11 protein-coding genes are annotated in these 12,740 nt (G+C 68.2%); 6 read left to right on the top strand and 5 right to left on the bottom strand.

Features of this window, described 5'->3' with window-relative positions; genetic code table 11:
• Window positions 1-52 precede the first annotated feature (52 nt).
• A complete protein-coding gene (locus tag ACFCV3_RS36525; RefSeq protein WP_376038364.1) occupies window positions 53-805 on the bottom strand; it encodes an SGNH/GDSL hydrolase family protein in 753 nt (250 codons plus the stop codon).
• Between the two features lie 112 nt (window positions 806-917).
• Between ACFCV3_RS36525 and ACFCV3_RS36520 the strand changes: the two genes are divergently transcribed.
• The 3 genes from ACFCV3_RS36520 to ACFCV3_RS36510 are packed head-to-tail and all read left to right on the top strand — an operon-like array spanning window position 918 to window position 3,462.
• Window positions 918-1,592, top strand: coding sequence for a response regulator (locus tag ACFCV3_RS36520; RefSeq protein WP_376038361.1), 675 nt, complete (start codon window positions 918-920; stop codon window positions 1,590-1,592).
• Complete coding sequence (locus ACFCV3_RS36515; protein ID WP_376038359.1) at window positions 1,589-2,989, top strand: ATP-binding protein; 1,401 nt, start codon at window positions 1,589-1,591, stop codon at window positions 2,987-2,989. The genes ACFCV3_RS36520 and ACFCV3_RS36515 overlap by 4 nt, the downstream gene beginning before the upstream one ends.
• Window positions 2,986-3,462, top strand: coding sequence for a hypothetical protein (locus ACFCV3_RS36510; protein WP_376038357.1), 477 nt, complete (start codon window positions 2,986-2,988; stop codon window positions 3,460-3,462). Before ACFCV3_RS36515 ends, ACFCV3_RS36510 begins: the two co-directional genes overlap by 4 nt.
• On the opposite strand, the gene ACFCV3_RS36505 is transcribed toward ACFCV3_RS36510, so the two are convergent.
• The gene (locus tag ACFCV3_RS36505) at window positions 3,455-4,654 is read right to left on the bottom strand and encodes an acyltransferase family protein (RefSeq protein WP_376038355.1); all 1,200 of its coding nucleotides are present in this window, start codon (window positions 4,652-4,654) and stop codon (window positions 3,455-3,457) included. The genes ACFCV3_RS36510 and ACFCV3_RS36505 overlap by 8 nt on opposite strands.
• 103 nt (window positions 4,655-4,757) lie before the next feature.
• Between ACFCV3_RS36505 and sppA the strand changes: the two genes are divergently transcribed.
• Window positions 4,758-6,410 (top strand): signal peptide peptidase SppA, encoded by a 1,653-nt coding sequence (gene sppA, locus ACFCV3_RS36500; protein ID WP_376038353.1) that lies wholly within the window; start codon window positions 4,758-4,760, stop codon window positions 6,408-6,410.
• On the opposite strand, the gene ACFCV3_RS36495 is transcribed toward sppA, so the two are convergent.
• On the bottom strand, window positions 6,407-6,991 hold the full coding sequence (locus ACFCV3_RS36495) for a cob(I)yrinic acid a,c-diamide adenosyltransferase (protein WP_376038351.1): 585 nt from the start codon (window positions 6,989-6,991) through the stop codon (window positions 6,407-6,409). The two genes, sppA and ACFCV3_RS36495, sit on opposite strands and share 4 nt — an antisense overlap.
• Before the next feature lie 50 nt (window positions 6,992-7,041).
• On the opposite strand from ACFCV3_RS36495, the gene murA reads away from it, so the two are divergent.
• Both murA and fabV read left to right on the top strand, forming a co-directional pair.
• Entirely contained in the window at window positions 7,042-8,328 is a 1,287-nt protein-coding gene (murA, locus tag ACFCV3_RS36490) for a UDP-N-acetylglucosamine 1-carboxyvinyltransferase (protein WP_376038349.1), read from the top strand.
• Window positions 8,329-8,398: 70 nt separating this feature from the next.
• A complete protein-coding gene (gene fabV, locus ACFCV3_RS36485) occupies window positions 8,399-9,592 on the top strand; it encodes an enoyl-[acyl-carrier-protein] reductase FabV (RefSeq protein WP_376038346.1) in 1,194 nt (397 codons plus the stop codon).
• Here the strand turns inward: fabV and ACFCV3_RS36480 are convergent.
• A complete protein-coding gene (locus ACFCV3_RS36480) occupies window positions 9,547-10,131 on the bottom strand; it encodes an NADAR family protein (protein ID WP_376038343.1) in 585 nt (194 codons plus the stop codon). The two genes, fabV and ACFCV3_RS36480, sit on opposite strands and share 46 nt — an antisense overlap.
• 80 nt (window positions 10,132-10,211) lie before the next feature.
• On the bottom strand, window positions 10,212-12,719 hold the full coding sequence (locus tag ACFCV3_RS36475) for a DEAD/DEAH box helicase (RefSeq protein WP_376038340.1): 2,508 nt from the start codon (window positions 12,717-12,719) through the stop codon (window positions 10,212-10,214).
• Window positions 12,720-12,740: the final 21 nt, after the last annotated feature.

The following is a 12,740-nucleotide window of genomic DNA, read 5'->3' as shown; positions in this document are numbered from 1 at the left end:
AACTCCTGGTGGCTCACGGTTGAGGGGCCGTGAGCCACCAGGCCCGACCTGGTCAGCAGCCCTTGAAGCGCTTGTCGGTGGCCCAGCCGGTGTTCGCCCAGCTGTCTGCGGCCGCAGGGGTGAACGTGGGTGTCGCTGTTGCGAGCTGGCCGACCAGCCAGTTGGCGAAGCGGGCGGCGCCTTGGGGGCAAGTGTGGATGCCATCTGAGCTGCGGTCGGCCTTGCCGTTCTTCTGCTGCGCGTAGGTGGTTCCCCAGACTGCTGAGGCGTCCAGTACTCGCGCCTGGCCGGCGGATTCGGCTGCTACCTCGCGCGCTACTGCCGTCGTACGGGCGAGCTCTGCCAGGTGCGGTCGGTAGAAGTCGTCGGCCTTGATCGGCGGGGCGGTGACGAAGACAAGCTTCGCACCGGCTGCCTTGACCGCGGCGAGCAGCTTCCGGTACGCCGCCTTCTGCTCCGCGTGAGTGCCCCAGTCGTACGTCGTCACCTGGTAGACGACCGTGGTCGGCCGGGTGGCGGTGATGGCGGCCGGGAGCTTCTTCCAGCCTTCGGCGGCGAACGGCCCGACCACATTGCCGCCACCGGCTGCGGCCAGCGACTGGAAGCCGACCCCGCTGGCTTTCAGCGCCGCTCCCAGCGCCAGTGACTCGCCCTCCGCGATCGAGTCACCCAGCAGCAGCACCTTGGCGCTGCTGCTCTCGGCCGAGGTCTTCGGTGGCTCGGCCCCGGAGCTGGTGGTGGTGGAGCAGGCGGCGATCGACAACAGGCCCAGCAGGCCCAGAACAAGGTTTCGCGTCTTCGTCATGAGGTGAAGCCTGCCGACGCGATGTCCTGGTCCGGCCGCCGCAATGTCGCGGTTGTGTCGCAGGAGCTCGCGGTGCGCACCGATCGCTGCGCATCCTGCCCATACTGGCGAGGTGCCGGCCATCTTGCTGATCGAGGACGACCCGCTGGTACGTCGTGGACTCGAACTCGCGCTGAGCCGGCACGGCCATGACATCCGGACAGCCGAGACCGGGGAGGACGGTCTGCGCGAGTTCAGCTCGGACGCACCCGATCTGGTGGTGCTGGACCTGATGCTGCCAGGTGTCGACGGGCTCCAGGTGTGCCGCCGGATCCGGGCGGCCGGTGCGGTACCGGTCATCATCCTGACAGCACGCGGTGACGACTTCGACGTGGTCGAGGGGCTCGCGGCCGGCGCGGACGACTACGTGATCAAGCCGGTCCAGCCGACTGTCCTCGATGCCCGGATCCGCGCCGTACTGCGGCGCACTGACAGCACTCCGGATGGTGTCCGCAGCTACGGCGAGCTACAGATCGACACCACGGCTCTCACAGTGGCGGTGCGGGGCGCTCCGGTGCTGTTGACGCCGACCGAGCTGCGGCTGCTGCTCACGCTGTCGCAGTCACCAGGCCGGGTGTTCAGTAGGCAGCAGTTGCTTGAGGCGGTGTGGGAGCACGACTACCTCGGTGACTCGCGACTGGTCGACAACTGCGTGCAGCGGCTGCGGGCAAAGATCGAGACCAGCCCGACAGCACCGCAGTACGTGCAGACCGTTCGAGGGTTCGGCTACCGCTTCGGACCGCTGTGACGCTGCTGACAGGTTTGCGGGCTCGGCTGGTGGTCGCATTCGTGCTGGTGACGGTGGCGGGTGCTGCCGCCGCGGCGTGGTCCAGCGCCCGATCGGCAAGCGATGCGCTGGTCACCTCGAACCAACAGCGCCTGACTGAGTCCACTGCGCAACAGCTTGCGGCGATCACGCCGGAGCTCAGCTATCCGCCGGATCAGGCCGCTCTCGACCGGGTCCGGCTTGCGGTGGGGGAGAACACGCTGGTCACCTTCCGGAGCCTGCGATCCGCTGACGGAGCTACGGCGTTGATCACCGACGCGCTGCGCACCGCCGTACGTGAAGAGCAGCGCCTGGTGGCACAGCGCATCACCGCCGACGGCAAGTCCTGGCTACTGATCGGCACACCGGTCATGGTGACCGCAGTGGACGGATCACGGACCCCATCCGGCGTCGAGGTGTATTCGGTCCGGGACCTCACCGGCGTCGAGCAGCAGATCGACCACCTGACCAGAAGCGCGATCGGTACGTCGGCGCTCGCGCTACTGCCGGCTGTTCTGCTTGCGCTGCTCGCCGCCCGCAGTGTGCTCAGACCGGTGCGCGAACTGCGCGACACTGCCCACCGGCTCGCTGCGGGCGACCTGTCGGCGCGGACAGCGCCACAGGGTGCGGATGAGCTCGCCGACCTCACGCACACGGTGAACGACATGGCGGCGTCGTTGCAGGAGTCGATGGCGGCGATGCACCGGATGCAGAGCGATGCACGCCGGTTCGCGGCCGATGTCTCGCATGAGCTCCGGACTCCCTTGAGCACGCTCACCGCAGTCGTCGAGGTGCTGGCGGCGACAACGGCCGAGCTGGAGCCGGACGCCAGAGAGTCCGCAGAGCTTGCCATCACCGAGACCGAGCGACTGGTCCGCCTGGTCGAGGACCTGATGGAGGTCTCCAGGTTCGATGCAGGTACGGCCCAGCTGCGGCTGGAGGAGACCGACCTCGCCGGTGCGGTTCGCGACTGCCTGCGCGCCCGCAGCTGGCTGGACCAGGTCGACCTGGTCGCCGCGGACGACGCCGTACTGCGGTGCGATCGGCGGCGGCTGGACGTGATCGTGGCCAACCTGGTCGGCAACGCGTTGCGGCATGGCGCACAGCCGGTCATGGTGCGGGTCTCTGTCGACGCCGACGAGGCAGTGGTCGAAGTGACCGACAACGGCTCAGGGTTGTCGGAGGAGGTGCTCCCGCATGTGTTCGACCGGTTCTACAAAGCCGATGCTGCCCGGACCCGTACGCCGGGCAGCGGACTCGGGCTCGCCATAGCGCTTGAGAACGCCCGACTGCACGGCGGTGACCTCACCGCTGCCAACAACCCGCGTGGTGGCGCCCGCTTCACCCTGCGGCTGCCGCGCGATCCGGAGCGGACATGAGACGGCTCCTAGCCCTTCTGGGCGTACTCACGCTGGCAGGCTGCGGGATCCAGCCATCTGGCGTGTCGGACGGCGGCGAAGCCCCAACTGGTCTGGCTGCAGGCCCGACCCTGTACTTCGTTGATGCGTCCCAGCACCTGGTCGCTCAGCCACGCATGGGCGGTCGACTGGGCACCATCGCCGACGCGCTCGCCTTGCTCATGACCGGCCCCGGCGATTCCGGCAACCTGCACACGGAGATCGCTTCCGGCGGGACGACCCGGTTCGGTGTGGCAATCAATCCAGACGTCATCGAGCTGACCGTGCCGCTGACAGCCGACGACGTCACGTCGCTGGGCATGGACCAGATCGTCTGTACGGCGGTCGCCGTGCACATCCAGAGCGGCGGATCGCGAAGTATGAAGGTGCGGCTCGTCTTCACGCTCACCACACCGGAGTCGGACCGCTTGCGGACGTGCCCGCTGATCAGTTGAGACCGGTGATGTCGATCAGCGTCGGGTCCGGTGCGGGCAGCAGCAGCCACAGCGCGGCCAGTCCGACCATCACCGCCACGAACGCGATCAGTCCGGTCCGTCCCTTGGCCCAGTTCGCCCGGAAGCGGATCGGGTCCTCGACCAGGTACTTCGACAGGGTCGCCAGAGCGATCGAAACCGCGCAGACGACGACGGTGCGGAGCCAGCCGGTGATGTGGTCCGGCAACAGCACGATGACGGGCCAGTGCCACAGGTAAAGGCTGTAGGAGATCTGTCCCAGTCCGCGCAGCGGACGCCAGCCCAGGCCTTTGGCCAGCAGCGAGTCCGGGGCTTGCGTGCACAACACGATCAGTAGTGCCGCGGCCAGCGAGTGCGCGAACAGTCCGCCGGTGAACAGCCACTGCGACTCCACCCCGTCGACCAGGACCCACGCCGTACCAAGACCTGCTGCCAGCAGCGCCACCACTGCGCCGATCCGACCGCCGACGGCTTTGAGCACTGCAGTGCGGACTGGGTGGGTTGCCACCAGAGCGCCTAGCAGCAAGGAGAACGCACGGGTGTCCGTGCCGGTGTAGACCCGTGTGGGATCCGCCGGGCTCAGCAGCACGATCATCAGCACCAGCGAGGCCACAGCTCCGGCCGCCGCGACCAGCGCGACTCGCTGGTGCGCCTGCCGCGACAGCCGGGCGATACCGAGGACGACGAGTGGCCACAGCAGGTAGAACTGCTCCTCCACGGCGATGCTCCACAGATGCCCGAAGACTCGCTCTGCGCCGAACCGTTCCCAGTAGCTGGCCGACTCGGCCAGCAGGTGCCAGTTGATCAGGTTGGCCTGGACCCACGGCCCGTCAGTGAGCGCTGTGCGTACCAGGTCCGGTGCGCCCACGAACCACACCAGTACGGTCACTCCGACGAGCATCACGGCCAGTGCGGGCAACAGACGCCGGATCCGGCGGCCCCAGAACCCGGCCAGCGACACCACCCCGGTTCGTTCGACCTCGCGAAGCAGGAGATCCGTGATCAGGTAGCCGGACAGCGCGAAGAAGAGATCGACTCCGAGGAACCCGCCGCCCAGCTGGCCGGTGTGGAACAGCAGGACCCCGGCGATCGCCACACCTCGCAGACCGTCGAGCGCGGGCAGGTGCGCCCTGCGCCGAGTCGTCACAGGTCTGGTCAGCTCTGCTTGCGTCATGCCTCCGACGATCGCCGTCGCGAGTGGCGAGAACGTCCGCGGACTGTCGCAAACTGGTCGCAGCTGGTCCCATCGGCTTGATGGTCCGGTCTAGGGTCGAGATATGGGCCTACTGCTGGAACTGGATCTGACTCGGGGCGTGCTCGAGACGCCGCCCGCCTCACCGGTGGCCGCGTTCCGTGCGCGGCACCTGCCGACGCTGCGTGAGCTGGTCGCAGCGCTGCGCAAGGCGGCACGGGACGACTCCGTGGCCGGTCTGGTCGCGCATCTGGGTGGTGCGCGGCTCTCGCTGTCCCAGGTGCAGGACCTGCGGGACGCACTGGCGGACTACCGCACGTCGGGGAAGCCCGCGGTCGCGTGGACCGAGTCGTTCGGTGAGACCGGTGGCGGGACAGTGCCCTACTACCTCGCGACCGCGTTCGACGAGATCTGGGTGCAGCCGTCGGGTGAGCTCGGCATCACTGGTGTCACCATGCAGGCGGTCTTCATTCGTGGGGCGCTGGACAAGGCCGGAGTGATTCCGCAGTTCGGCAAGCGGCGTGAGTACAAGACCGCTGCAGACACGTTCACCGAGAAGGAGATGACCGGTCCGGCCCGCGAGATGGCGTCGCGGCTGGCAGAGTCGGCGTACGAGCAGATCGTCGACGGAATCGCCGTACGGCGTCGGCTGTCGCCGGAGCGGGTTCGCGAGCTGGTCGACAGCGCGCCCCTGCCTGCACAGGCCGCTCTGGACGCCGGACTGGTCGATCGGCTCGGTTACCGGTCGGATGTCTACGACGAGCTGGAGAAGACGCTCGGCGAGACCCCCAGGCTGCTGGCGGAGCGCTATGTACGGCGTGGGCCGCGGACCCTGGACGAGCTGCAGCGACGACTCCCGTGGCCGCCGAAGCCGGTGGTTGCGGTGGTGCGCGTCTCCGGCGGCATCACGGTCGGCCGGAACGCGAACAGTCCGCTCGGCGGGCCCGGATCCGGCTCGGACACGATCGGTGCGGCTCTGCGGGCGGTTGCGGACGACGACAAGGTCAAAGCCGTCGTACTGCGCGTGGACAGCCCAGGTGGCTCGTACGTCGCTTCTGACGCGATCCGGAACGAGGTTCTGCGCCTGCGGTCGACGGGGAAGCCAGTGATCGCGTCGATGGGCAGTGTGGCCGCATCAGGCGGGTACTTCGTCGCGATGCCGGCCGACGTGATCGTCGCGCAGCCCGGCACCATCACCGGTTCGATCGGCGTGCTGACCGGCAAGGGCGTCGTACGGGATGCACTCGCGCGGATCGGGATCTCGCAGCAGGCCGTGTCCGAGGGGGAGAACGCGCGGATGTTCTCCGCGCAGGAGGAATTCAGCGACGATCAGTGGGATCGGCTGGAGGAGACGCTCGACCGGATCTACCTGGACTTCGTCGCCAAGGCCGCGCTGGACCGCGGGCTACCGGAGGAGAAGCTGGAGGCGTTGGCACGCGGTCGGGTGTGGACGGGCGCGGACGCGTTCGACCGCAAGCTGGTCGACGAGCTCGGTGGCTTCCAGCACGCGCTGACCCTGGCCTGCGACCGCGCTGGGCTCGACCGCGACAACATCCAGCTCACTACCGTCCCGCACCGCAATCTGCTCGACCAGCTCCGGGCACCGACCACTACGGACGACCTGGCCGTCACAGCACAACCGCTGACGCTGGACGGCCTGGCCAGTGGGCTCTACACCGCGCTCGGTCTCCCACCGGCCGGACTGCTCCGGATGCCGCTGAACTGGCAGCTGGCTTAAGAGGTTCGCTCGCCGCCCGGCACCCAGAGGACGTCGCCGCCGGAGGACAGGTTGGCGACGCGGCCCAGGATGAAGAGCAGGTCGGACAGCCGGTTCAGGTACGTGATGGCGAGCAGGTTCACGGTCGGGCCGTGCACTTCGACCGCTGCCCAGGCGGTGCGCTCGGACCGGCGGACCACCGTGCGGGCGACGTTCAGGTAGGCGGCACCGACAGCGCCGCCGGGCAGGATGAACGAGCGCAGCTTGGTGAGACGGCCGTTGTACTCGTCGCACCAGCCCTCGAGGCGGTCGATGTACTCCTGCGTGATCCGCAAGGGCTCGTAGGCCGGGTTCGGCGTGATCGGGTTGCACAGGTCCGCGCCGACGTCGAACAGGTCGTTCTGGATCCTGGTCAGCAGCAACACCAGGGTGCTGTTCAGGTGTCCGGCCGCGATCGCGACCCCGATCGCCGAGTTCGCTTCGTCCACGTCGCCGTACGCCGCCAGCCGCGGATCCGTCTTCGAGGTGGTCGAGTTGTCGCCCAGGCGGGTCTCGCCTGCGTCACCGGTGCGGGTGTAGATCCGCGTCAAGTTCACAGCCATGGCAGGGACTCTACGCAAAGGTCGGTACGTCTAAACGCTACAGTCGACCAGTGGAACGGTTTCGGATCGCGGGTGAGGCACGGCTCGAGGGAGCTGTGGAGGTGGCTGGGGCGAAGAACAGCGTGCTCAAGCTGATGGCGGCGGCACTGCTGGCGGAGGGGACGACGACGCTGCGGCAGGTGCCCGGCATCCTGGACGTCACCTTCATGGCGCAGCTGCTGGACACCCTGGGCTGCTCGGTCACCGTGGATGCGGAGGCCGGGCTGGCGACGATCGCCGTACCGGCGGAGATCGGCTACCAGTGCGACTACGACCTGGTGCGCAAGCTCCGGGCCTCCATCTCGGTGCTGGGGCCGCTGCTGGGCCGCTGCGGCCGGGCCGAGGTCGCCCTGCCCGGTGGGGACAACATCGGCTCCCGTGGACTGAACATGCACGTCGCCGGACTGGAGGCGATGGGCGCGAAGGTGCACATCGAGCACGGTTTCGTCATCGCCGAGGCGCCGCAGGGCCTGCACGGTGCTGAGGTGTGGCTGGACTTCCCGAGCGTCGGGGCCACCGAGACGATCATGATGGCCGCCGTACTGGCCCGCGGGACGACGGTCATCGAGAACGCGGCCCGCGAGCCGGAGATCCAGGACATCGCGGCGCTGCTGGTCTCCATGGGCGCCCAGATCGACGGTGCCGGGTCACCGCGGATCGAGGTCACCGGTGTCAGTGGACTGCTGAAGCCGGTCGAGCACGTCGTCGTACCGGACCGGATCGTCAGCGGCAGTTGGGCCTTCGCGGCTGCCATCACGCGTGGTGATATCACGGTCACGAACGGTCACGCCGAGCATCTTGAGTTGCCGCTGGACAAGCTGCACAAGGCCGGCGCCGAGATCGAGGTCCTGAGTTCCGGCTTCCGCGTCCGGATGAACGACCGGCCGAAGCCGGTCGACGTGGTGACGCTGCCGTACCCCGGGTTCGCCACCGACCTGCAGGCTTTCGTGATCGCGCTGAACGCGCTCAGTGACGGCGCCGCGATGGTGACTGAGAACCTGTTCGAGGGCCGCTTCACGTTCGCCCAGGAGCTCACCCGGCTCGGCGCCCAGATCCAGACCGACGGTCACCACGCGGTCGTCCGCGGCGTTCCGCGGCTCTCTGGAGCCCCGGTCGTCGCCTCCGACATCCGGGCCGGTGCTGCCCTGGTCCTGGCCGGCCTCGCCGCCGAGGGGGAGACCCTGGTCTCCGCCGCGCACCACGTGCACCGTGGCTACACCGACTTCGCCGGCAACCTCCGCCGCCTGGGCGCCGATGTCACCGTCGAGCCGGACGACGCGGAACTGTACTGGAACTGAGTCGGCGTTCTTCCGGCACTCTTCCGGAACTCCTGGCCGGTAGCTTCGTTCGGCGGGTTAGGGTCCTGGCATGAGTGAGCGCGTGGTCAAGCCAGTAGGCCGAGGTTTCCTGTTCCTGGACTCGCATCCGGCGGGGTGCGCCCGGGTGGTCAGAGACCTGGCCGCCGCGGTCGTGCCACCGATCGTCGAGCCGTGCGTGCCCGAGGAGTCCCCGGTCGTGCTGGTGATCGGGTCCAGCTCGGGCTACGGGCTGGCCACCACGATCGCCGGTCTGACGGCCTTCGACGTCAAGGGCATCGGGATCGCCTTCGAGAAGGACGCGACCGCCCGCCGGACGGCGACCGCCGGCTGGTACCGCACAGCCGAGACCGCGAAGCTCGCCGACGAGCTCGGCCGGGACTTCACCTTCGTGAACGCCGACGCCTTCGCCGACACCACGAAGACCGAGGTGCTCGACCTGATCGCCGAGCGGTTCGGCAAGATCGACCACCTGATCTACAGCGTCGCCGCACCGCGCCGGACCGACCCGCGCACCGGCGAGACCTACCAGTCCGCGCTGAAGACGATCGGAGCGCCGTACACGACCAAGTCCCTCGCGTACGACGGCACCGAGCCGCAGCTGACCGAGGTCACGGTCGACCCGGCGACGGACGACGACCTCGCCCAGACCGTCAAGGTGATGGGCGGCGAGGACTGGGCCCGCTGGGTGGCCGCCCTGCAGGAGCGCGACCTGATGAGCGAGTACTTCAACACCGTCGCGCTCACCTACATCGGCTCCGACCTCACCAGCGCCATCTACCGCCAGGGCTCGATCGGCGCCGCCAAGGCCGACCTCGAACAGACCGCTCTCACGCTCACCAAGGAAGGCATCCGCGCCTACACCTCGGTCAACGGCGCCGCCGTCACCCAAGCCTCCTCCGCCATCCCCGGCATCGGCCTCTACACCAGCCTCCTGCACAAAACCCTCGGCGACACCATGCAGACCCCCATCCAGCAGTCGGTCAGCCTCTGGAACCAACTCACCGGCGCCACCCCCAAGGATCTCGACGAGGACAACCGCATCCGCCTCGACCGCTGGGAGCTCACCCCCGAAACCCAGGCCGAGGTCCGCGCCGCCTGGCAGTCCGCCACCCAGGAAACCCTCACCGAAGTAGCCGACACCGCCTGGTTCTTCACCGAAATCCGCCGCCTCTACGGCTTCGACGTACCAGGCGTCGACTACGAAGCCGAGGTCGAGGTCAACGTCCCCTGGCCGGCCAAGTAGTCGCGAGCCGCCATCAAAGCAAACCCGAGCAGATTGGTCCCGCGCCATCGGGCCGGGGCCAGGGCCGCCTCGTCGTCTGCTGCCAGGCCGATGCCCCAGACCCGATCGACCGGGCTGGCCTCGACCAGGACGCGTGATCCGGTGCCGAGCAGGTAGTCGCGCAGCTCCGGATGGGCGCTGAACTTGTGGATCGAACCATCCACGACCAGCCCCATCCGGTGCTCCTGCCAGGTCGCCTCGTCGAAGTTGCGTACGGCGCGACCGGCAGCCTTCGCGGCGCCGGCATTGCGGGCCGAGCCCACGGCCTCGAGAGCAACGTCGTCGCCGAACAGCCGGGCCTTTCCAGCCATCATCCAGTGCTCGGCCGTCGGATAGCGGACGTCATCCACGACGAACGGCGCCGGGAACCACTGACTGAAACAGCTCGCGTCGACAACTCCAGGACGCCGCGGCCGATGCCCCCAGAACGTCACATAGCGGTACCGCCGACCCCGCGCGAGCCCTTCCAGCAGCTCGGCAACACTCCGCGGGCTACTCATGGAGAGCAGTATTCGGGAAGGGGCAGTCGCAGGCGAACCATTTGATCAACAGCACCTGGAGTTCCACTACTTCGGTGCGGCTACAACGGTTTGAAGGAGACCATTTCGAGGGCTAGTTCGCCGGCTTCGTCGGAGGCGGTGAGGTCTACGGTGGCGGTGATGCGCCAGTCGTGGTTGCCTTCGGGGTCGTCGATGATTTGCTGGACTTCCCAGTAGCCGGGGTGTTCTTCGACGATGAAGAGAGCCGGGCCGCGGGCGGCGGGGCCGGTGTTGAGGGTGTCGTGTTCGGCGTAGTACGTCGTACCGGCTTCGGCCCAGCGGGCGGCGTCCCAGCCGGAGTCGGTGTCGAGCTGGCCCAGCTCGGCCCAGCGGTGGCGGGCGACGAGTTCGACGCGGCGGAAGACGGCGTTGCGGACGAGGACGCGGAAGGCGCGGGTGTTGAGGGTGATGCGGCGCGGGCCGACCGGGGTGACCTCGACCTCTTCGGTGACCGGGTTGGTGAGCTCTTCCCACTCGTCGAGCAGGCTGGAGTCGGTCTGGCGAACGACCTCGCCGAGCCACTCGATCAGGTCGGTGAGATCGTCGTTCGCCTTGTCCGGCGGGACGGTCTGGCGCAGCGCCTTGTAGGCGTCGCTGAGGTAGCGCAGCACGATGCCTTCGGAGCGCGCGAGACCGTAGTACTGGATGTACTCGCCGAACGTCATCGCCCGCTCGAACATGTCCCGGACCACGGACTTCGGCGACAGCCCGGCCTCGGCGATCCACGGGTGGGTCTGCCGGTAGATCTCCAAAGTTGCCTCGAGCAACTCTTCGAGCGGCTTCGGCCAGCTGATCTCCTCGAGCAGTTCCATCCGCTCGTCGTACTCGATGCCGTCGGCCTTCATCCCCTGGACCGCCTCGCCCTTGGCGTGGTGCAGCTGCGCCATCAGGATCGCGCGCGGATCCTCCAGCGTCGCCTCGACCACCGACACCACGTCCAGCGCGTACAGCGGGTCCTCGGGATCGAGCAGGTCGAGCGCGGCCAGCGCGAAGGTCGACAGCGGCTGGTTGAGCGAGAAGTCCTTCTGCAGATCAACGGTCAGCCGCAGCGACCGGCCGAACTCGTCGGGCTCCGGCAGCCGCTCGACGACACCGGCGGTCACTAGCGTGCGGTAGATCTGGATCGCACGGCGGATCAGGTGCCGCTGCTGCTTGGTGTCCTCGTGGTTGTCCTGCAGCAGGTGCCGCATGCTCGCGAACGCGTCGCCGTCGCGGGCGATCACGTTCAGCAGCATGGCGTGGTTGACCCGCATCCGCGACTGCAGCGGTTCGGGTTCGGCGGCGACGAGCCGGTCGAAGGTGTCCTCACCCCAGGTGACGAAACCCTCCGGCGGCTTCTTGCGCTGGACCCGGCGCTGCTTCTTCGGGTCGTCACCGGCCTTCGCGAGCAGCTTCACGTTCTCCACGACGTGGTCGGGCGCCTGAACGACGACCGTGCCGGAGGTGTCGTACCCGGCCCGCCCCGCCCGGCCCGCGATCTGGTGGAACTCGCGCGCCTTGAGGATCCGCTGCCGGCGCCCGTCGTACTTGCTGAGCGCGGTCAGCAGCACCGTCCGGATCGGCACGTTGATGCCGACGCCGAGGGTGTCGGTACCGCAGATGACCTTCAGCAACCCGGCCTGCGCGAGCTGCTCGACCAGCCGCCGGTACTTCGGGAGCATGCCGGCGTGGTGGACGCCGATCCCGTGCATGATCAGCCGCTGCAGTGTCTTGCCGAAGCCGGAGCCGAACCGGAAGTGCCCGATCAGCTCCTTGATCTTGTCCTTCTCCTCCTTCGTGCAGACGTTGATGCTGGTCAGCGCCTGGGCGCGTTCCAGGGCCGACGCCTGGGTGAAGTGGACGACGTAGACCGGGGCCTGATGGGTGACCAGCAGCTCGGCGAGCGTCTCGTGCAGCGGCGAGGTGACGTACTTGTAGATCAGCGGAACCGGGCGCTCGCCCGAAGAGACGATCGCGGTCGGCTGGCCGGTCCGGCGGGACAGGTCGATCTTGAACCGCTCGACATCGCCGAGGGTCGCGGACATCAGGATGAACTGCGCCTTCGGCAGCTCGAGCAACGGCACCTGCCACGCCCAGCCACGATCCGGCTCGGAGTAGAAGTGGAACTCGTCCATCACCACCTGACCGACATCGGCCGCGGCGCCCTCACGCAACGCGACGTTCGCCAGGACCTCCGCCGTACAGCAGATGATCGGCGCGCCCGCGTTCACCGACGCGTCGCCGGTCAGCATCCCGACCTTGTCCGCACCGAACACGTCGCAGAGCGCGAAGAACTTCTCCGACACCAGCGCCTTGATCGGCGCGGTGTAGAACGTCCGCTTCCCGTGCGCGAGCGCAGCGAAGTGCGAGCCGGTGGCGACCAGGCTCTTCCCGGACCCGGTCGGGGTGGACAGGATCACGTTCGATCCGGTCATCACCTCGATCAACGCCTCTTCCTGCGCCGGGTACAACGAGATCCCCTGCTCCGCCACCCAGCGCGCGAACGCGTCGTACAGCTGGTCAGGCTCGGTCGTCCCCGGCAACATCTCGGTCAGCGTCATCGGGGCCATTGTCCCTCACGCGCCGAATCG

The sequence above is a fragment of the Kribbella sp. NPDC056345 genome (assembly GCF_042262745.1).
In the GTDB taxonomy this organism is placed as follows: Bacteria; Actinomycetota; Actinomycetes; order Propionibacteriales; family Kribbellaceae; genus Kribbella.
This window is presented reverse-complemented; position numbering and strand designations above follow the sequence as displayed.